The 21,336-nt window shown below is 32.5% G+C and carries 19 protein-coding genes; 9 read left to right on the forward strand and 10 right to left on the reverse strand.

Annotated features, from left to right (window positions below):
* Window positions 1-256: 256 nt before the first annotated feature.
* Entirely contained in the window at window positions 257-739 is a 483-nt protein-coding gene (locus QLS65_RS15715) for a hypothetical protein (protein ID WP_282713370.1), read from the reverse strand.
* 265 nt (window positions 740-1,004) lie between these two features.
* Window positions 1,005-2,393 carry a tRNA uridine-5-carboxymethylaminomethyl(34) synthesis GTPase MnmE gene (gene mnmE, locus QLS65_RS15720; protein WP_282718619.1) on the reverse strand — a complete coding sequence of 463 codons (1,389 nt, stop codon included), beginning with the start codon at window positions 2,391-2,393 and terminating at the stop codon, window positions 1,005-1,007.
* Window positions 2,394-2,571: 178 nt separating this feature from the next.
* Between mnmE and QLS65_RS15725 the strand changes: the two genes are divergently transcribed.
* The 4 genes from QLS65_RS15725 (at window position 2,572) to QLS65_RS15740 (ending at window position 7,133) form a co-directional block, all read left to right on the forward strand.
* Window positions 2,572-3,402, forward strand: a complete 831-nt coding sequence (locus QLS65_RS15725) for a universal stress protein (protein ID WP_282718620.1) — start codon at window positions 2,572-2,574, stop codon at window positions 3,400-3,402.
* An 83-nt stretch (window positions 3,403-3,485) separates the two neighbouring features.
* Complete coding sequence (locus QLS65_RS15730) at window positions 3,486-4,319, forward strand: universal stress protein (RefSeq protein WP_282718621.1); 834 nt, start codon at window positions 3,486-3,488, stop codon at window positions 4,317-4,319.
* A gap of 63 nt (window positions 4,320-4,382) precedes the next feature.
* A complete protein-coding gene (locus tag QLS65_RS15735; protein WP_282718622.1) occupies window positions 4,383-6,155 on the forward strand; it encodes a MutS-related protein in 1,773 nt (590 codons plus the stop codon).
* An 87-nt stretch (window positions 6,156-6,242) separates the two neighbouring features.
* Window positions 6,243-7,133 (forward strand): hypothetical protein, encoded by an 891-nt coding sequence (locus QLS65_RS15740; RefSeq protein WP_282718623.1) that lies wholly within the window; start codon window positions 6,243-6,245, stop codon window positions 7,131-7,133.
* A 137-nt stretch (window positions 7,134-7,270) separates the two neighbouring features.
* Here the strand turns inward: QLS65_RS15740 and dnaN are convergent, their stop codons facing one another.
* The 5 genes from dnaN to QLS65_RS15765 all read right to left on the reverse strand — a co-directional run bounded on the left by dnaN (window position 7,271) and on the right by QLS65_RS15765 (window position 12,176).
* Window positions 7,271-8,389, reverse strand: a complete 1,119-nt coding sequence (dnaN, locus tag QLS65_RS15745) for a DNA polymerase III subunit beta (protein ID WP_099715409.1) — start codon at window positions 8,387-8,389, stop codon at window positions 7,271-7,273.
* Between the two features lie 103 nt (window positions 8,390-8,492).
* Window positions 8,493-10,178 carry a gliding motility-associated ABC transporter substrate-binding protein GldG gene (gldG, locus tag QLS65_RS15750; RefSeq protein ID WP_282718624.1) on the reverse strand — a complete coding sequence of 562 codons (1,686 nt, stop codon included), beginning with the start codon at window positions 10,176-10,178 and terminating at the stop codon, window positions 8,493-8,495.
* Window positions 10,178-10,903, reverse strand: a complete 726-nt coding sequence (gene gldF, locus QLS65_RS15755; RefSeq protein WP_282718625.1) for a gliding motility-associated ABC transporter permease subunit GldF — start codon at window positions 10,901-10,903, stop codon at window positions 10,178-10,180. The genes gldG and gldF overlap by 1 nt, the downstream gene beginning before the upstream one ends.
* Window positions 10,904-10,986: 83 nt before the next feature.
* Window positions 10,987-11,283, reverse strand: a complete 297-nt coding sequence (locus QLS65_RS15760) for a putative quinol monooxygenase (protein ID WP_282718626.1) — start codon at window positions 11,281-11,283, stop codon at window positions 10,987-10,989.
* A gap of 65 nt (window positions 11,284-11,348) precedes the next feature.
* Complete coding sequence (locus QLS65_RS15765; protein ID WP_282718627.1) at window positions 11,349-12,176, reverse strand: SAM hydrolase/SAM-dependent halogenase family protein; 828 nt, start codon at window positions 12,174-12,176, stop codon at window positions 11,349-11,351.
* A gap of 183 nt (window positions 12,177-12,359) precedes the next feature.
* On the opposite strand from QLS65_RS15765, the gene QLS65_RS15770 reads away from it, so the two are divergent.
* The 4 genes from QLS65_RS15770 to QLS65_RS15785 all read left to right on the forward strand — a co-directional run bounded on the left by QLS65_RS15770 (window position 12,360) and on the right by QLS65_RS15785 (window position 17,798).
* On the forward strand, window positions 12,360-13,310 hold the full coding sequence (locus QLS65_RS15770; RefSeq protein WP_099716327.1) for a PhoH family protein: 951 nt from the start codon (window positions 12,360-12,362) through the stop codon (window positions 13,308-13,310).
* 203 nt (window positions 13,311-13,513) lie between these two features.
* Entirely contained in the window at window positions 13,514-14,329 is an 816-nt protein-coding gene (locus QLS65_RS15775) for a Cof-type HAD-IIB family hydrolase (protein ID WP_282718628.1), read from the forward strand.
* A 64-nt stretch (window positions 14,330-14,393) separates the two neighbouring features.
* Window positions 14,394-16,742 carry a S9 family peptidase gene (locus QLS65_RS15780; protein ID WP_282718629.1) on the forward strand — a complete coding sequence of 783 codons (2,349 nt, stop codon included), beginning with the start codon at window positions 14,394-14,396 and terminating at the stop codon, window positions 16,740-16,742.
* 102 nt (window positions 16,743-16,844) lie between these two features.
* Window positions 16,845-17,798 (forward strand): phosphoribosylaminoimidazolesuccinocarboxamide synthase, encoded by a 954-nt coding sequence (locus tag QLS65_RS15785; RefSeq protein ID WP_282718630.1) that lies wholly within the window; start codon window positions 16,845-16,847, stop codon window positions 17,796-17,798.
* Window positions 17,799-17,871: 73 nt separating this feature from the next.
* Here the strand turns inward: QLS65_RS15785 and QLS65_RS15790 are convergent, their stop codons facing one another.
* From QLS65_RS15790 to QLS65_RS15800, 3 genes are all read right to left on the reverse strand, one after another.
* Window positions 17,872-18,411, reverse strand: a complete 540-nt coding sequence (locus QLS65_RS15790) for an SRPBCC family protein (protein WP_282718631.1) — start codon at window positions 18,409-18,411, stop codon at window positions 17,872-17,874.
* A gap of 23 nt (window positions 18,412-18,434) precedes the next feature.
* A complete protein-coding gene (locus QLS65_RS15795) occupies window positions 18,435-18,896 on the reverse strand; it encodes a DUF1801 domain-containing protein (protein WP_282718632.1) in 462 nt (153 codons plus the stop codon).
* Window positions 18,897-19,041: 145 nt separating this feature from the next.
* Window positions 19,042-20,130: a M42 family metallopeptidase gene (locus tag QLS65_RS15800; RefSeq protein ID WP_099715419.1), complete on the reverse strand. Its 1,089-nt coding sequence runs from the start codon at window positions 20,128-20,130 to the stop codon at window positions 19,042-19,044.
* 82 nt (window positions 20,131-20,212) lie between these two features.
* Here QLS65_RS15800 and QLS65_RS15805 point away from each other — a divergent pair, with 82 nt between their 5' ends.
* Complete coding sequence (locus tag QLS65_RS15805) at window positions 20,213-20,890, forward strand: DUF4294 domain-containing protein (protein ID WP_282718633.1); 678 nt, start codon at window positions 20,213-20,215, stop codon at window positions 20,888-20,890.
* The last annotated feature ends 446 nt before the right edge of the window (window positions 20,891-21,336 follow it).

A 21,336-nucleotide genomic window follows, 5' to 3' on the forward strand; every position in this document is an offset into this window, starting at 1 on the left:
GTAAAGGAGTATGGCCTTTTATAAAACAAACCCTTAAACAGCAACTGTAAGAAGCTCGTTTAAGGGTTTGTTTTATGGACTTATTCCTGCGGACTTGTATTGAATAGCCTGGTAGTACAGTAAAATAAACATAATAAGTTGCATACTAAACTAAATAGAAGTATAATTATAATTTTTTTCTATTTCTAGAGTACTTTTATGTGTTTAGTTTAATTTTCTGTTTCAGAAAAAACATAGAATTCCCTTATCCGTTTTATCATTCAGAGATACAATCAATAGTAGTGAATTTAAATTTCACACGTTCAAAATCTATAGGAGAGCCTTTGACAAAATAAGTGGCACCCATAGTGGTTTGCATTTTTCCATTACCTAAAATAAGTTGGTTACCTCGTTTTAGAAATGCCATTGGGTTTTTAAATGTTACTTTTTTATTATCGCCCTGAATGAAGGTATAGCTGGCAAATAATGTGTCTCCACTGAATTCTCCTGCAATTTTGCCAACTTTTTTTTCTGTATTGAAAAATTTCATCACCATATCACCGGTTATTTTCCCGTTTTTTAAAGTGTTCATTTTTAAATCTATAGTGTCTTTTTCATACAAAGCTTTATAGCATTGGACACTTATCGGTTTTTCAGCCAGGATTTGTTTAGCCTTAACGACTTCTTCGTTTTGATTTTTTTTACAGCTTTGGAATCCTATACAAGCAAACAGCAAACAAAAAAGAACTGAAGTTTTCATAATAGTAAATATTTAGTTATTAAATATAGTAATAAGGTATGCTAATTTACGCATAAATTGCTTGTAGTAGTAAAGATTTAATGGTATTTGAATAATAAATGATATTAATTTTTAATTTCTTTCGGTCAATCTAATACCTTTTTATAGAAATATTTAGTAGTTGTGATATCTTTTTTTAAGGTAAAAGATTTTTTCTAAAGATTTCTCATTTGCTTCGAATAAGGTTTCTAAATTACTATTCCTTAATTCATTTAAATTTGGGTAATTACTTCCCGATACAGAAATTAGCAAAAATATTACCAAGCAATTCATCATTGGTTACTTGCCCGGTTATCATCCCAAAATGATATAAGGCCTCTTTAATATCCAGAGCCATTAAGTCGCTGGATAAGTTGGTTTCCAGTCCGTATTTTACTTTTTGTGTTTCATCTAAAGCTTTCAGTAATGAATCGTAATGTCTTGTATTCGTTACAATTGTTTCATTATTACGTAATGATCCAGTATTGACAAATGATAACAATTGGTTTTTTAAATCCTCAACGCCCAGTTTTTCTTTGGCAGAAATAAGTAAGATTTCTGGAATTTCAGATTTTATATTTTGGATTTCACTGTCTTCTAGTTTGTCGGCTTTATTACCAATAATGACAAGCGGTTTCAATGGAAATTGATTTTTAATTTTCTCCAATTCTACTTTCAACTTTAAACCTGAAACTTTAAACTCCGAACTATCAAACAGAAAAACGACTACTTGAGCTTGTTCTATTTTTTCGAACGTTTTTTTTATTCCAATGCTTTCTACCACATCTTGAGTTTCCCGAATCCCAGCCGTATCGATGAATCTAAATCCGATTCCACCAATCACTAATTCATCTTCAATAGTATCACGTGTGGTTCCTGCAATTTCCGAAACGATGGCGCGTTCTTCATTTAATAAAGCATTCAAAAGAGTAGATTTCCCTACATTAGGTTCGCCAACAATAGCTACTGGTATTCCATTTTTGATGACGTTCCCCACCGCAAACGAATCGATTAATCGTTTTAGAACAAATTCAATTCTGTTTAATAATTCATGAAATTGTGTTCTGTCGGCAAATTCTACATCTTCTTCGGCAAAGTCTAATTCGAGTTCGATTAGCGAAGCAAAATTCAATAGTTCTTCTCTGAGTTTCGCTATTTCATTAGAAAAACCACCACGCATTTGCTGCATAGCAATCTGGTGCGATGCTTCATTGTCTGATGAGATTAAATCGGCAACCGCTTCCGCTTGTGATAAATCAAGTTTTCCGTTTAAAAATGCGCGTAGCGTAAACTCACCGGCATCTGCCATGCGACAACCTTTTCGAAGTAATAACTGAATAATTTGTTGTTGAATATAGGTTGAGCCGTGGCAGGAGATTTCAATCGTGTTTTCCCCGGTATAAGAATTCGGGCCTTTAAAAATAGACACCAAGACTTCATCCAAAGTTTTGTTATTGTCCACAATATGACCCAAGTGCAACGTATGTGTTTTTTGTGCTATTAAATTTTTGTTTTTAATGGATCGAAAAACAGAATCACCAATAGTAATGGCATCCTCACCGGAAATTCGAATTACGGCTATTGCTCCGGCTCCCGAAGGAGTTGCCAGTGCTACTATGGAATCTTGAGCTATCATATTTTTATTCAATTTTATGCAAAAGTAAGTAAAATTGACAACGCAACAAGACCTGCTTATTAAACCATTAACTTTATTTTTTGTTAAAAATTAGCCAAACTGATAATTATCATATTATTTTATTTTTTCTTTCGTAAATTTATATAGATTATTGATTTGCAGTAAATTAGTAAATATTATGAAAAAAATTCTATTTCCAACAGACTTTTCAGAAGTATCTAAAAATGCATTTATTTACGCATTAAAATTAGCAGATTCCATAGATGCTGAAATTATTACTATGCACGTTTATCAATTACCACAGGCGAACTATGTTAATGTTTCAGAATACTTACATGAAATTTATGATGTTACAGAGTTGAGTAATTTTGAAAACTACAAAGATGAAGTTCCCATTTTAAGGCATATTGCCGAAGAAAATAATTTGGGTAAAGTAAAAATTAGCCATGTTTTAATTTTAGGAAATTTAATTGATGAAATCCAAAAAATTACAAAGCATGAAAATATAGATTTTATAGTAATGGGTACTAAAGGCGCGACGGGTTTAAAAGAGACTTTTTTAGGGACTGTCGCCACAAAAGTGATGAATGACGTAAAAGCAGTTGTTTTAGCTATTCCTGAGCGTTGTAAATACCAACCCATAAAAAATTTACTTTTCATTACAGAATATAAACCTGAAGATATTGAATCCTTTATACGGGTTATGGCTTTGGCCAAAGTATTTCAGGCCCATATTGATTGTTTGCGTGTAGAACCGCCACATCGTGAAAATAAGAATGATTACATGAAGGATTGGAATGACTTAATTAAAAACCACAATATTGCTTTGCATTCCATTTCAGGCGATGATGTTGAAGGTATAATATTAAATTTCATGGATTTACATAAAATTAATATGATTGCAATGCATGTGTATCATAAAAATTTCTTTCAAAAATTATTTGAAATCAGTCTTTCAAAAAAATTAGCATTTCATGTCAATGTGCCTATTCTGGCGATTCACGAGTGAATTTAATTTTGATATATTCAAAGAATCGAAAAAATAATTCAGTAATTTATTTTAGTAAATGAACTATTTTAATACTTAATAAAATGAAAAAAATTCTATTTCCAACAGATTTTTCTGAAGTCGCCACAAATGCTTTTGTCCATGCTTTAGAATTTGCAAAAATAGTTCAGGGAGAACTCGTTTTATTGCACACATTTGAATTGCCTATATATGACAACCAGTTTTTCCCTGAAAATTATGCTGTCATTTATGATTCTTTAGAGTTGTCCCAATTTGATATGTTTAAGGACGAAATCCCAAAATTGCGCGCCATAGCCGAAGAACATCATTTGGATAAAATTAAAATGGCACACAGGCTTATGGATGGAGATTTACTTTTTAACATCAAAAGATCGATTAAAGAAGACAAAATAGATTTTGTAATAATGGGTACTTCTGGAGCTACCGGATGGGATGCTTTTTTTGTAGGCACAAATGCGGGAGCTGTAATCTCAGGAATTGATGTCCCAATGTTATGTGTACCAGCTGAAGCAAAATTCAAAAAAATAGAAATCATCGGATTTACAACCCGTTTTAGAACCAAAGATAAAAAAGCACTAAAAATGGTTTTGGATATTGCTAAAAAAACAAAAGCAAAAGTGAAATGTCTTTATGTAAAAACCAGTGATTCTGATGTTTCAAAAGATACTGTGGCTAAATGGGAAGAAGAATTTATTAATGAACCTGTAGAGTTTTTTGTGATAACGAGCGATGAAGTCAAAGAAACAATTTTGGACTTTATCATGTATAAAGAGATTGATATCTTGACGATGCTCACCTATAAAAGAGGTTTTTTTGAAGCGATTTTCAAACCTAGTCTGACAAAAAAAATAGCGACAAATTTTGATATTCCAATTTTAGCGATTCATGTTGATTAGTGTATTAAATTGGTTTTCACCCGAGATCTAATTTGCTATATTTGTCATTCATTCAAATGAATTATGGAAATATACAAAGTCAAAAAAGAAGCGTTTTCAACAGTATTAAATGGAATTAATAAAAAGTACAATAGTATAAGCATATTACGATTGCTGGCTATTGTATTTTTTTTGGTATCCATGTATTATTACATCAAAAACAGTGAAATTATTTTCATTGTTTTGTCAGTGCTTCTTTTTGGATTGTTTGTGTTCTTGATGCGCATTCACACCAAATTACTTTTCCGAAAGCAAGTCAATAAAGCGCTATTAGAAATCAATCAGAATGAAATTTCCTATCTGGAAAGAAACAAAATCCCTTTCGAAAACGGACAAGAATTCAATGATTTTCACCATCCGTATGCGTATGATTTAGATATTTTCGGAGAACATTCTTTGTTCCAAAACCTGAATAGAACTGCTACTTATATTGGTAAAAAAACATTGGCAAACCAACTTTTAACGCTTTTGCCTAATGACGAAATTGTTAGAAATCATCAAGCAGTAAAAGAATTATCCGAAAAATTAGATTGGCGTCAGGAATTTTTGGCTTTCGCCAAAATAAGTAATGACAGTCAATCGAATTATGAGACTTTGCTCAAGTGGAGTATATTTAATAGTTCGCCTTTATCCAAAATCAGTATTTTTATATCTTACTTTTCACCACTTCTTTTTCTTGGGGTTTTGATTGTCTATTTAGTGACTTCTAATATCATTTTTGCTTCTGTTTTATCGTATTTGTTTGTATTTAATTTAATCGTTTTGGGTCGATTTATAAAGCGAATTCAAATCGAAATTGCCAATTCTACTAATATTGATAAAACCATTCATCAATATAGTTTGTTGCTTCAGAAGATTGAAGAAGAGTCTTTTCAGTCGGAAAAACTAATCGATTTGCAACAAAAACTAACCTTTAAAAAAGAAAATGCCAGCGTTCATTTCAAACAATTAGCCGATTTATTTTCGAGAATGGACAGTATCTCGAATTTAGTAACCGCTGTTGTATTCAATGGAACTTTTCTTTTTAATCTGCATGTTTTAAAATCTTTAATTCAATGGAAAAACGACCATAGGGCGGCGTTGGAAGATTGGTTAGAAGTTATCGGTGAATTCGAAATGTTGAACAGTTTGGCCAATCTTTCTTATAATAATCCGGAGTTTGTATATCCAACATTGAACACGAATTTTGAAATTGATTTTACAGATTTAAGTCATCCATTACTAAATGAAAAAACCAGAATTGGGAATGATGTGTGTTTTCAACCGCAATCATTTATGATTTTAACGGGTTCTAATATGTCAGGAAAAAGTACATTTTTGAGAAGTTTGGGAATCAATATGGTATTGTCAGGAATGGGTTCACCGGTTTGTGCCAGCCAAGCAAATGTGCATCCGTTACCAGTTTTAGTGTCCATGCGATTATCGGATTCGTTGTCTGATAGTGAATCGTATTTTTTTGCAGAAATAAAACGCTTAAAGCAAATTATGGATGAACTGGAAGACAGACCCGCTTTTGTTTTGCTAGATGAAATATTACGCGGAACCAATTCAGATGATAAACGAAACGGAACAATCGAAGTAGTTAAAAAAGTGATTGGTAAAAAAGCAGTTGGAGCCATTGCTACACACGATATTGAAGTTTGCCTGACTACAAATGAATACCCAAATATATTGACTAATAAATGTTTTGAAGTAGAAATTATCAATAATGAACTTCATTTTGATTACAAACTTCGAGACGGAATCTGTAAAAACAGAAGCGCTACGTTCCTGATGAAAAAAATGGGAGTGATTTAGAAATTCATTTTTATAAAAAAAATCTTAAAAAAATAGAGAGCATAAGTTTAAATTACTACTTTCATAATTCAAAAAAAGATAAAATTTATGAAAAAAAATATATTTGTATTTTTGTTATTTGCCTTCTCCTCGTTAATTTTTTCTCAGCATAATCAACTGAATTCGTATAGTAAAGCAACTTACATGCTATACAAAAATTATAAATCATTGAAAAAAAGTGGTGATAAAGTTATAGATTCAATTGGTTTTAATATTATCAAAAACGATACTTTAATAATGATTATTGGATATAAAGAGAAAGGAGTAAAAGTTCTTTATGAAGAAAAAGATTCTATATTTTTAGAACGCTATAAACAATTAGTTTTTAATAAAAAATATCAAAATAAAGAAGAGCGATTAAAACCAACAATGAAAATTTGGAAAGATGAAGTGAAAATTTATTTTGACAAATCGGTCAGTAAATACAATAGTAAAAAACTTAGTGAATTTATTCATTATCTTGATGAAGAAATTGATTCATTAAAAATTACTGTGGTAAAAGATAAAGATAAATCAAACTATTTTATTTATTCTATAAGCGATACTAATGAAGTCAATTTAGACGCAAGAATACGAGGTAATGACGGCTATTATCTTTTATGGAATAATAAACAAAATATTTATAGTTGTTCTTTAAAAATTAACCAGAAAAAAAATCTGAATGAAGAGCAGATATTAACTTATTTGAAGATTAATTTTATACGATCTTTAGGTTATTTTTATCAAGAACTGGGTAATTCAGATTGCAATAGTTATTTTTCAATTTGTAAATCAGATAAAAAAGAATTTGGAAATAAAGATCTTGAAATTTTAAAGTATCATTATTCCTATGGTATTTGTAAAGGTTCAAATATAGAAACATTTGAAAAAAATCATAAAGATGCTAAAGAAGCATTGAAAAAAGGGAATACAAAGTTTTATTTCCTTCATAACGAATAAAAAAAAACCGTCTCGTAATTAAACGAGACGGTTTTTTAAATATAAAAATGGTTTGGTTAATAGCGTATTTGTTATGCAATGGTAAGTATTATATTTCAATTTTAAAAATCAAAATATAACAATTTCAAAATATAATGTTAACTGTTCAGCATTACTGGCATTACAAGCATGGTAACAGTTTCACCTTCTTCTAATCCATCAACAGGAGTAAGGATTCCGGCTCTGTTTGGCAATGACATTTCAAGCATAATCATATCCGATTGCAAGTTAGTCAACATTTCAGTCAAGAAACGAGAATTATACCCTATTTGCATATCATCCCCTTGATAATCACAAGTCAATCTTTCTTCGGCTTTATTGCTATAATCAATATCTTCAGCAGAAACATTCAATTCAGCACCAGCGATTTTCAAACGAATCTGATGTGTAGTTTTGTTCGAAAAGATAGCTACACGACGTACAGAACTCAAAAATTGAGAACGGTCTATCATTAATTTATTTGGATTCTCTTTTGGAATAACCGCTTCGTAATTTGGATATTTTCCATCAATTAAACGGCACATTAAAACATAATTGTCAAAAGAAAAAGTAGCATTCGAATCGTTATATTCAATTTTTACTTCAGCATCTGAAGTTCCAAGAATATTTTTTAAGATGTTCAAAGGTTTCTTTGGCATAATGAAATCAGCCACTTGAGAAGCGGTTACATCAGTACGCGCATATTTCACTAATTTGTGTGCATCAGTAGCTACAAAAGTCAATCCTTGTGGCGAAAACTGGAAGAATACACCAGACATTACCGGGCGTAAATCATCATTTCCGGCAGCAAAAATAGTTTTGCTTATGGCTGTTGCCAAAACATCAGCAGGAACAAGTGTTACAGATGGATCGTCTAAGTTTACCGATTTTGGAAATTCGTCTCCAGGAGCATAAGCTAAAGCATATTTTCCAGAATTAGAACTGATTTCTATCGTACTGTTTTCTTCAACCGTGAAAGTTAAAGGTTGTTCTGGGAATGTTTTAAGGATTTCCAAAAGCAATTTAGCAGGGACAGCAACGCTTCCTTTACTTTCTGAATCAATTCCTAAAGTAGCAGACATGGTTGTCTCTAAATCAGAAGCAGAAACCGTTAGCACATTATGGTCTAAATCAAATAAAAAGTTATCTAAAATAGGCAAAGTATTACTGCTGTTGATAACGTTACCTAAAACTTGTAATTGTTTCAATAAGTACGAACTCGATACTATAAATTTCATCTGTTTTGTTTTATTTTTTAAGGTATTTCTTTAATTCAGAAATACGATACATTTTACAAATATATCGTAAACTATTCTAGTTTGGAAACTTTTTTATTAACATCTATTTGCTGTATTTTCTTTTTCGAAGGAAAGTAAATACGATACCAAAAAGACCTAAAATAAGAATTGGAAGCCCGATAGTTAGGATTTGTGTTCGGGTATAGTTTTCATAAACTTTTTCTTTATCCAATAAAGGTAAATCAAGATCTTTGCTTCGAATGTTAATAAGTCCGGTATCATCCAATAGATAATTCACGCAATTTATGAGGAAATCTTTATTATCATACAAATTTCCAGACCTTTGGTCGTAGCCCAATTCTATCGGTTGAAAGTTTTTATCCAATTGGTTTTTTATCAAATCCCCATCTGATATCACAATCATTTTGTTCTCTTTTCCTGTGGCTTGAAATGTTTTTTGTTCAAATGGCAACACTCTATTTTCAAACATGGAATGAAAAGAGCCTTCCAATAAAACCGATAATGGAATCTTTCCTTTGTTCAGGTAATCAGCAGGCGAAGTTTCTTCGGTAACGATATTCAAATTGACTTCTGTTGGAGTTCCTATTTTTTTTGAATACTGTGACGATTGCAACAAAATGGTTTTTTTAATTCCGTTTTTTAAGGTGTCAATTGGATTCGCAAAATCAAATTTGATTCCACCTAAATTTTTCACAATCGGATGCAAACTGTTTGGATAAACCTGTGGACCAAATTTCCAGTTGAATTCCTGAAATTGAGTTGCACTTCCTTGTTCCCCGGTGGCCAGTTTTATTGGACTTCCTTGTTCATCTTTTACTAAATCAGGATTGATTCGGATTCCGTATTTAAAGAACATATCATTCAAATTCAAATCTTTTGGATAGGCTAGAGTGGCTCCGGATGAATCATACAAACTATCCATTTCTGCGGTAACTTGGTCTATCAACCACAATGTTTTTCCACCGTTGATGATAAATTGGTCCAAAACCTGCTTCTCTGCATCAGTAAATGTTTCGGTAGGTTTTGCAATAACAGCCAAGTCATATTTTTCTAAAGCTTCCAGACTTTCTATTGGACTTTTAGCAACCGAATCTAATGTAAATGGACCAATATGGTAGCTTTCGCGCACCTGCAAAAGAAATTTAGCCATCAAAATATCTTGCAATTCTCCATTTCCTTTGATAACAGCGATTTTCTTTTGCTTTGCTTTAGTAATTTTATTCAAAGCCTCAGCAATTGAGTATTCCAAATGCTGAACAGATCCAATCACTTTTTGGGTAGTTGTTGCGCCCATAATGTTTTTCAACAATGGAATATTAACTTCCTTATTGTCATAAACGGCAATTGCCCAAGGAAAAACCATTGCTTGGGATTGCTTTCCTTTGTCGTCAACGGTAATGTTTATTGGCGTAAGCCCTTTTCGATACAAATCTTTAATATTGTCCATGCTAGCGTCTTCGTTCTCCAAAGGATCTACGAATTCAAAAACAATATCTTTGTTATACGCTTGGAATTCTTCCAATAATTGCTTCGTTTCTTGTTGTAAACGTTTGAATTCAGCCGGTAAATCACCTTGCATATATACTTTTATAGACAACGGGTTTTGAACTTGCTTGATGATATTCAAAGAAGTAGGGGAAAGTGTGTATCTTTTATCTTTTGTTAAATCAAAACGATGAAAAAAGGAACTTCCTATTACATTCGCAAGCACTACAATTGCAAGGATAATCAATACTGATTTTAGGTTATTTTTCTTAGAAGTAGTCATTACGATTTGAAAGATTTTAGATTATAAACAGTAAATGAAAGAAAGACAACGGTTATGCTTGTAAAATAAAGAATATCTCTTGTGTCTAATACGCCTCGGCTCATGCTTTTGAAATGATCTTGCATTCCTAAAGACGCGATTATGGAAGATACATTTGGAACAACAGAAGCCAAGCCTTCAAATCCAAAATAGAAGAAGAAACATAAAAATACCGCAACAATAAAAGCTACAATCTGGTTATCAGATAATGTTGATGTAAAAATTCCAATAGCTGAATACGCAGCAATCAGGAATAATAATCCAAAATAAGAACCAATTGTGCTTCCCATATCGAGATTACCTTCCGGTATTCCTAAACTGGAAATAACGGCTACATAAATGAATGTTGGAATAATTGCCATTACAATTAAAAGCAAAGCTCCAAGAAATTTTCCGTTTACAATTTGCCAAATACTCAATGGTTTCGTCAGCAATAACTCTAATGTTCCTTGTTTTTTTTCATCCGAAAAACTACGCATGGTTACCGCGGGAATTAGGAATATCAAAATCCAGGGCGCCAAGGTGAAAAATGGACTCAAATCAGCAAAACCGGTATTCAAAATATTGTACTCTCCTTCGAAAACCCAAAGAAACAATCCGTTAATAATTAGAAAAATGGCAATAACTAAATAACCTATAGGCGAACCGAAAAAGGATTTTATCTCTCGTAATACTATTGATTTCATTTATTTTTTTGTTTAAAGTTTCAAATGTTTAAGGTTTAAAGTTCCTAATCCAACAACTTTAAACCTTAAACTTTAAACTATTTTTATTCTAAAGTAACTATTTTATCCACGCTCCAAGCTTCCGGTTTGTCGTTGAATAATTTCTTGGTGAATGTCCAAACATCGTAAAAAAGTTCGGAATTTCTGTAATTTTCTAAATCAGTTTCGGTTTCCCAATAGCTGTAGGTAAAGAAAATGCTTTTGTTATTTTTGTCCTGATACAATTCTAAGAAACGATTTCCAGGCGCATTTCGTATTTTATCTTTCATTAACTCAAAGTTTTCTAAAAACGCAGGAATATGTTCCTCATGAAAACTCAATTTTACTATTCGTACAAACATTGTTTTTTTTGTTTAAAGTTTAAAGTTCAATACGTTTAAAGTTGCTCAACTTTAAACCTTAAACTTTAAACAAATTTTATAATTATAATATCTCTATAACTCAATCCCAATAAACTATTTGCCGAACCAACTTTAGAAGGATTGCTTCTAAAAATTGCAATTTCAAGAAAACCTGCTTCGTTGAAAATGGCTAATTTTTCGCCTTCGTAGGACTTGATAGGATATTTATCAGAACTTGCAATTGCGGAATAGTTGGGCAAAATTGTTTTGATATTTTTGGTTTTCAAAACAATTTCATACGGTCTTCCTTTGGCAACTTCGATAAAATATTTTTTAGAAATATTGGTAATTACATTCCCAAAATGGTCAATGTAAATCACATTACCTTTTAATGAATTCCCATCATCCGAAATTGTGGCTTGCAGATTTGTAACTTGCTTAATTGTATTTATTTCTTTACCAATGACGTTCATTAAACCGCCTTTGGCTAAATGGCAGGCTACTTTTACAAATACATCCAGATCAGTAGCTTCACTTGGCAAACGATCGTGAATATTAATTGCGACCATTTTTTGCGGAACAATCTTTTGCGAAAGCATACTTAAAATCCCATTATCGGCGGCAATAAAATAATGATTGTTCCATTGCATCACAATATGTTGATTCTCTTTATTCGATTCCATATCCACTCCTACAAGATGAACCGTGCCTTTTGGAAAGCTCGCGTAGGATGCTCCAATAATGTAACTTGCTTCTACCGTGTTGAATGGATCAATATCATGTGAAATATCAATAATTAATGCTTCGGAATACTCAGACAAAATTTTCCCTTTCAACGCACCTACAAAGTGATCTTTCAAGCCGTAATCGGTAGTTAGGGTAATTATTGACATAAATTTGTTTATAACTATTTGGTGTTATGTAAACCTAATTTTATTAAATTTGAGAAGTGCAAAGCTAATAATAGTAAACTCAAAAAACGAAAAACAAAAAACAATTTCTATTTAAAAACAAGAAATATACCCGACAACCAATTGATTTATAAAAAAATTAATTCTAATTTAAAACTACCTCATTTGAACGAAAGAATAATCGAGCTCATAGACATCGCTCCAAAAGACTTTTGGGGCGCTCAAGACACTCATCTTGAAACAATTAAAAAATACTACCCAAAATTAAAGATTGTCGCTCGGGGAACAACTTTAAAAGCTTTTGGAGAAAAAGAGGTTTTAGACGAGTTCGAAAAACGTTTTCAGCGGTTAATGCTTCACTTTACACGTTACAACACTATTGATGACAATGTTATTGAACGTGTTATTCTAAGTGACGGTCAAGACGAGAGAAGAGCCTTGGGACATGATAAAATTTTAGTACACGGAGTAGGAGGAAAAATCATTAAACCTATGACACCCAATCAACAATTGTTGGTGGATACTATGGAAAAGAATGATATGGTTTTTGCTGTAGGGCCTGCCGGAACTGGAAAAACGTATACCGGTGTTGCTATGGCTGTGAAAGCATTAAAAGAAAAACAAGTTAAACGTATTATACTGACACGTCCAGCGGTTGAAGCAGGGGAGAACCTTGGTTTTTTACCTGGTGATATGAAAGAAAAATTAGACCCTTACATGCAACCTTTGTATGATGCTTTGCGCGATATGTTACCTAACGAAAAACTGGAAGATTATATTTTAAAGGGAATTATTCAAATAGCGCCATTGGCATTCATGCGTGGTAGAACGTTAGATAATGCTTTTGTAATTTTGGATGAAGCACAAAACACTACGCATTCCCAAATGAAAATGTTCTTAACACGTATGGGTAAAAGTGCTAAATTTATGATTACCGGAGATCCTGGACAAGTTGATTTACCACGAAGAACCATTTCCGGACTTAAAGAAGCTTTATTGGTTCTTAAAGATATTGATGGAATTGGAATCATTTATCTGGATGACAAAGACATTGTACGTCACCGATTAGTCAAAAAAGTGATTGATGCTTATAAGATGATTGAGAATAACGATTAAGAAAAAATAAGTTACTTAGATACAAAGTTTTATGAAGCGGAAAGCGAGTTCATTTTCAATAGAAAAATGATTTGTTTTTCGCTTCACTATTTTAAAGTAAAAATGGATTTTCTTTACGGATTAAAATAAAAATCAATCGATTCCTTTTGTATCTCTTCAAAATGCAATAAATTTGGAATTAATAAAATGTCAGTCGAAAAGAAATGATTTTAAAAGAAAAAATTAAAGTAGTAATTAGTGATTTAGATGGAACTTTACTCAATTCAGATCACAAAATTTCCCAATATACCAAAACTGTTTTTCAAGAGCTCCACAATCAAAATTATTTAATAATTGTAGCAACTGGCCGCCATCACTTGGATGCAATGCCTATCGTTGCAGGATTGAATGTTCCACTTTATTTAGTTACCTCAAATGGAGCACGCATCCATTCTCCTGAGAAAGAACTTCTTTTTTCTTTTAATATGGAAAGTGACGCTGTTAAATCGGTCTTGTCTTTAGATATTGACCCTGAAATTACAACAGTATTGTTCAGAGAAAATGTTTGGCAAACGAATAAAAATAATGAAAAACTAAATAAATTTCAACCAGAAGTAAATTATCATCCTGAACTTGTCGATTTTGATAGTTTAGAAGATTTGAGCGCTATAAAAGTATTCTTCACGCACGAAAAACATTCGAAATTAATTGAATTAAGAGATCAAATTTTAGAAAATCACATGGGGCTTTTCAGTCATGCTTTTAGCCTTCCGCTTTGTTTGGAATTTATGGACAAATCAGTAGACAAAAGTGTTGCGATTGCAAAAATTTTAGAAAAAGAAAATTTTGTTTTTCAGGAAGCAATATCTTTTGGTGATGGATATAATGATGAAAACATGCTTAAATCTTCGGGTAAAGGTTTAGTTATGGGGAATGCACCAGATAGTTTGAAAGATAAACTTTCTCATTTAGAAGTGATTTCAACTAATGATAATGAAGGAGTTGCAAAATATATAGCAGAGCAACTATTAAATAGTTAAAAGTCTTTAAATAAGTACTTTTGAAAATGATTTTAGAATCCCTTTTTTTAATAAAAACAGTAAAATGAATAAAAAAATAATCCTTGTTATCTGTATCTTGTTTTCCATAACATTCCAAAGCCAAACGCTAAAACTGGAAGAAATCATGAAAGGCAATGCTTTTATTGGTGCGCAACCAGAAAATGAAAGATGGTCTTTAGATGGTCATAAAGTTTATTTTGATTGGAATCCAAATAATGAATTGGGTACAAGTACTTATTTTTGGAAAAATGGATTATCAAAACCCGAATTAGCATCGCCAAATGAAGCTGCTTTTTCAAAATTAGATTTGAAAAAGACAACCAATCCAGATTTGTATTATTATATCGATAAAGGAAGATTATTTTCGTATTCCTTAAAAAGCAAAACCTCAAAAAAACTTTACCAACAAAGCAGTCCGATTGCTAATTTGCAAATGGGTGCTGTGCCTGGAATACTTTATTTCAGACAAAATGAAAACCTCTTTCAGTTCAATACCAGTGAAGGGTCGATTATTCAAATCACTAATTTCAGAAGAGGAAAAGGAGAAGATACAGCTGTGGAAAAAGAATCTTTTTTAAAAAGTCAACAAGAGGAATTATTTCAATTTGTCAGAGATCAAGAAGCGTTGAAAAAATGGAATTTAGCAAAATCGAAAACTACAAAATCTGATTTCCCAAAGCCTTATTATTATGGAAAAAACACTTTTGGAAACTTAAAAGTAGATCCAAAAGGTAATTTTGCGACTTTCAGATTAATAGAAGATTCAGAACGTAAGAATGAAAAAATGGAACTTTTCATTACTGCCGATGGGTACAATCAAATTGAAGATACTAAAGAGAAAGTTTCAGTAGATAATTTGTTGGCAACCAAATTCGGAGTGTATAACATCGCCAAAGATTCTGTTTATTTCGTAAATTTTTCATCATTAAGTCACATTCAGGATGTTCCTAAATATTTTGAGTTGTATGAAAAATCAAAAACTACAGAAAAAAAGAACAAACTAATTGTGGTTCAGGAACCTGTTTACAATGAAAATGGTTCTTATGCCATTGCCGAAATCAGGAGTCAGGATAACAAAGACCGATGGATTGTCAGTTTAAATTTAGAAAATGGAACTTTCCAGGAATTAGATTATCAACATGATGAAGCTTGGATTGGCGGACCCGGAATCCCTTCAAATTCATACGGAAGAGGAACACTTGGATTTTTGGGCGACAACGAAACTGTTTATTTCCAATCTGAAGAAACCGGTTATTCTCATTTGTACACTTACAATTTAAAGTCAAAAAAGAAAACACAGCTGACCAAAGGAAATTGGGAAGTGCGTAACGTGAGTTTGTCAAAAGATAAAAAGTCTTTTTATTTGACCACAACGACTACGCAACCGGGAAACAGAAATTTCTATAAATTGGAAGTTTCTAATGCCGTTTTACAACCTATTTTAACTAAAGATGGCGCTCATGAAGTGAGTTTGTCTCCAGATGAAAGCACATTATTGGTGCGTTATTCGTTTAAAAATAAACCTTGGGAATTGTATGTAGCGCCTAATAAAAAGAATACAAATTTAAATCAGATAACGTCTTCAACATCGGAAAGTTTCAAAGGATATTCTTGGCGTGAACCGGAAGTAATTACTTTCAAAGCACAGGATGGAACTCCTGTAAATGCCAGATTATACAAGCCACAAACTGCCAATGCAAATAAAGCTGCAATCTTGTTTGTTCATGGTGCCGGTTATTTGCAAAACGCGCATAATTATTGGAGTACGTACCACAGAGAATACATGTTTCATAATTTATTGGTTGATTTAGGTTATACCGTTTTGGATATTGATTATAGAGGGAGTGATGGGTACGGGCGTGATTTTAGAACAGGAATTTACCGTTTTATGGGCGGAAAAGATTTGACAGATCACATAGACGGAAAGAAATATCTAGTAGAAAATCATGGAATTGACGCGTCAAGAGTTGGGATTTATGGAGGTTCTTATGGTGGTTTCATCACGTTGATGGGAATGTTGACTACTCCTAAAGAGTTTGCTTCGGGTGCTGCTTTGCGTTCTGTAACTGATTGGGCACATTACAATCATGGGTATACCGGAAACATTCTTAATTTCCCGGAAACAGATCCGGATGCCTACAAAAAAAGTTCACCAATCTATTTTGCGGATAATTTGCAAGGAGATTTATTGATGCTTCACGGAATGGTAGATGACAATGTAGAGTACAAAGATATTGTTCGTTTGTCACAGCGGTTTATCGAATTAGGGAAGAAAAAATGGAGTTTATCCAGTTTTCCTGTGGAAGCACATGGTTTTAAAGAAACCTATTCTTGGGTTGATGAATACAGCCGAATCTTAAATTTATTCAACGATACGTTGCTTAAAAAATAACTTTAGAGATAAAAATGAAATTTAAGAGTTCTGTTCTTTGCGTAACTCTATGAAATAGTTTTAAATTTGCAGGAACAAAAATAAACACACACAACTATTATAATGAGCAATACAATCACAACTACAAATTTTAATTTTCCAAACCAGAAATCGGTTTACCGCGGTAAAGTAAGAGAAGTTTATAATATCAATGATGAACTTTTGGTTATGGTAGCTACAGACAGGCTTTCGGCTTTTGATGTAGTTTTACCAAAAGGAATTCCATATAAAGGTCAAATTTTAAACCAAATTGCTACTAAATTCATGGAATTGACTGAGGATATTGTTCCAAACTGGTTGATTGCAACTCCTGATCCAAATGTAGCTGTTGGTCATTTATGTGAGCCTTTTAAGGTAGAAATGGTAATTCGTGGATATGTTTCAGGTCATGCCGCACGTGAATATGCGCTTGGCAAAAGAGAAATTTGTGGAGTAACAATGCCTGACTATTTGAAAGAAAATGATAAATTTCCGGAACCTATTATTACGCCGACAACCAAAGCTGATAATGGAGAACACGATGCGGATATTTCTCGTGAGGATATTTTATCGAAAGGAATCGTTACTGAAGAAGATTATATAGTTTTAGAAAAATTTACAAGAGATTTATTTCAAAGAGGAACTGAAATTGCAGCAAGCCGTGGTTTGATTTTGGTTGACACCAAATATGAATTCGGTAAAACTAAAGAAGGCGTAATTGTCTTGATTGACGAAATACACACACCAGATTCTTCTCGTTATTTTTATGCTGAAGGATACCAAGAAAGACAAAATAATGGTGAAGAACAAAAGCAATTGTCTAAAGAGTTTGTTCGTCGTTGGTTAATCGAAAATGGTTTTCAAGGATTGGAAGAACAACAAATTCCAGATATGACTGACGAATACATTGAAACTGTTTCTGAAAGATACATCGAATTATACGAAAATATTTTAGGAGAGAAATTTGTAAAAGCAGATATCACCAATATAGATGAAAGAATAGAGAAAAATGTTTTGGAATATCTAGCCAATAGATAATATACTTTTTGCAAATAAAAAAACCGTCTCGTTTTAAAAACGAGACGGTTTTTGTTTTTTATTGAAAATACGGTTATTCTTCTAAAACTGCTTTTAGGTTATTCAATCCATCTTGCAAATCTTTTCCAAGCATTTCTTCCATATTCATTATTGGCAACATTAAATTCATTGGATAAGGCATTTTTCCTTCAAAACCCCATTTTACTTTGGTTTGATTTGCAGAAATAGCTTCGGTTATTATATACGCATTATCGTTAGACTCAAAAGGAACTTTGAAACGCAGTTCAAAATCGATGCGTTTGCCTTCAACAATTTTCTTGATTTCCTGTTCGCCAACACCTACATTTTTATCTTTGCTATCCCAACCCGCAGTGGCACCAACGGTTCCGTCAGTTCCGGTGAATGTTTTCTTCATTGCAGGATCTTTTGAAGACCAAACGCTAAAATTATCTTGATTTTTCAAATATTTTATATAGTTGAAAACACTGTCCTTGGGCTTGTTGATTATAATTTCTCTTTCTACTGCATATTCTTTTGGCAGAAATAAAGCAATTAATAATGCCAAAACAATGATTCCAAATAATCCTAAAAGAATTTTCTTGATGATGTTCATGATTTTTAATTTTAAGTTAATGGTTATTTTGATTTTATAATTTGAGATTCGTAACAAGTAATCCATTCTTGAACAGACATTTTTTGTGCGAGCTCAGCAATTAATTCAAATGGAATTTGATTTGCCTTCTTAAATCGGATGCAACTTTTTCCCATGTCTAATTTTTGTGTGCTGTGTTTTGGATATTCGGTGACAAACCAATTCAGTAATTCAGGATTAGCATAAATACCCATATGATATAACGCAATGAAGTTTTTCTGGGAAGCAAAACTTATAAATGGTAACGGTAATTCAGGAGTGCAATGATAGCCATTTGGGTAAATAGAATGTGGAACAACATAACCAATCATGCCATATGTCATTTGTTCAACAAATCCTTTTGGAATATTTTTTAGAATAATTTCTCTAAGTTTTTTAAGAGCATCTTTTCTTTCTTCGGGGATCTCTTCTAAATAAGCGGAAACTGTGGTGGCGGTTGATTGCATTTTTAAGAATTGTTTAAGTAAAGTTAATAAAAAAACCGCAATTCATAATTTGAACTGCGGTTTTTAGCCCCGATAAAAGTGGAAATCCTTTTCCTTTTTTTTTAAAGGAAAAGATTATAACGGATAGCGGGATTAGCTCCAAAAGCTATTTGAAATAAGAGAATGTTTCTTCGTTTTCTAATTTCAATAAGGTTTCATAAATTAATTTAATCACATTTTCAACGTCATCACGATGTACCATTTCAACCGTGGTATGCATATAACGCAACGGCAAGGATATCAAAGCCGAAGCCACGCCACCATTACTGTAAGCAAAAGCATCGGTATCTGTACCCGTTACACGTGACGAAGCCAATCTTTGGAACGGAATTTCTTTTGCCATAGCAGTTTCTAAAATTAATTCTCTCAAATTATTTTGAACAGCAGGCGCATACGTAACTACAGGACCTTTACCAATTTTTGTGTCACCTTCAATTTTCTTTTCGATCATTGGAGTAGTGGAGTCATGACAAACATCAGTAACAATAGCTACGTTTGGTTTGATGGTTTTGGTAATCATTTCGGCACCGCGAAGACCTACTTCTTCCTGAACCGAATTCGTGATATACAATCCAAAAGGAAGTTTTATTTTGTTTTCGTGCAATAAACGAGCTACTTCGGCTATCATGAAACCACCCATACGGTTGTCAATTGCGCGACAAACAAATTTGTTATCGTTCAAAATCATGAATTCATCAGGATACGTAATTACACAACCTACATGAACACCCATTTTATCAACCTGTTCTTTGGTTTCGCAACCAATGTCAATAAATAGATTGTCAACTTTTGCCACTTCTTCCTTTCCTCTATTGCGAGTATGAATAGCCGGCCAACCAAAAACACCTTTTACAATTCCTGCTTTAGTATGAATATTGACACGTTTTGAAGGTGCAATTTGGTGATCTGAACCACCGTTTCTAATCACATAGATTAACCCATCATCAGTGATATAGTTTACATACCATGAAATTTCGTCAGCATGCCCTTCGATCACTACCTTATAAGGTGCATCCGGATTTATAATTCCAACAGCAGAACCATAAGTGTCCGTTATAAAAGTATCCACATAAGGTTTTAAATAGTCCATCCATAATTTCTGTCCACCACTTTCATATCCGGTAGGTGATGCATTATTAAGATAGTTTTCTAAAAACTCAAGCGATGACTTGTTTAATATTGATTTAGTGCTCATAAAATTATTTTTTTGCTAAATTATAAATTTGGCATTACAGTTGTGTATATAATGTATAATTTTGGCAATTAAATTTTCCTATATGAAGCTAATTAATTTTTTGTTGTTTTGTCTATTTGTCACTCTGTCGGCTAATGCACAGGTAATACCTCAGGATACCACAAAGATGGGTTATGAGTTAGAAGATGACGAATCAATTCTTAATGATACGATCCAATTACCGGAAGTCTTAATATATAAGGAGAAAATGGATCCCGAAGCAAGAAAGCAATTCCTAATCCTTCAAAATCGTGTTTATAAAACCTATCCTTATGCAAAGCTGGCTTCTGAGAGACTGTCAAATCTAAATAAAGGAATGGCAAACCTTAAAACAAATAAGGAGAAAAAAAGATACTTTAAGATAGTAGAAAATTATTTGAGTGATGAGTTCGAAGCTAAACTCAAAAAGCTTTCTCGTAAACAAGGTCAAATATTGGTAAAGTTAATACATCGCCAAACAGGTACTACAACTTATGAATTGGTGAGAAACCTTAAAAGTGGCTGGAAAGCATTTTGGTCTAATACTGCAGCAAGTATGTTTGATATTAATTTAAAAACAAAGTATGCGCCTTTCGATGTTAATGAAGACTATCTGATAGAAACTATATTAGTACGGGCATTTGATTCCGGAAGATTGCAAAACCAGAATCCTGCAAAACCGGTTGATTATAGTAATCTAACTGATTCCTGGGAGTCCAGAGCTGAGAAGCTGAAAAAATAAATAAAACAATTTGTGCGTTCCTCTTTAATATAAAGAAAGGCGATTCTCTTAGTGGAGAGTCGCCTTTCTTTATATTAAGGAGTCGGGCTATGTGCTACAAGTCCTCGTCCCGCCAAAAAAAGGCGGGACTGTGTATCCCTAACGCGAACTTTAGATAAGTAGAGCTTTTTGTTGTTTTGATGTATATTTTGTGTCCTTATATATAGGAGAGAAAAGAAAAGTTTGTTATTACATAAGGTATAGCATAAAACCATTTTATTAATCCAGACATTTTTTTTGTTAGCGTACTAGTAAGGTAAGCTGTTCCCAAGGAGCAAAACGCATCGAAGAGCTGTATAAAAGGCAATAAAGCGATAATTTCCTAAGATTTTATAAAGAAGGGAAAGGCAGTTGAAAGTTGCCCATTCTTATTGGAATAGGTGGTTTTGATTTAAAATCACATTCAT

Source organism: Flavobacterium algoritolerans (assembly GCF_030010385.1).
GTDB lineage: Bacteria > Bacteroidota > Bacteroidia > Flavobacteriales > Flavobacteriaceae > Flavobacterium > Flavobacterium algoritolerans.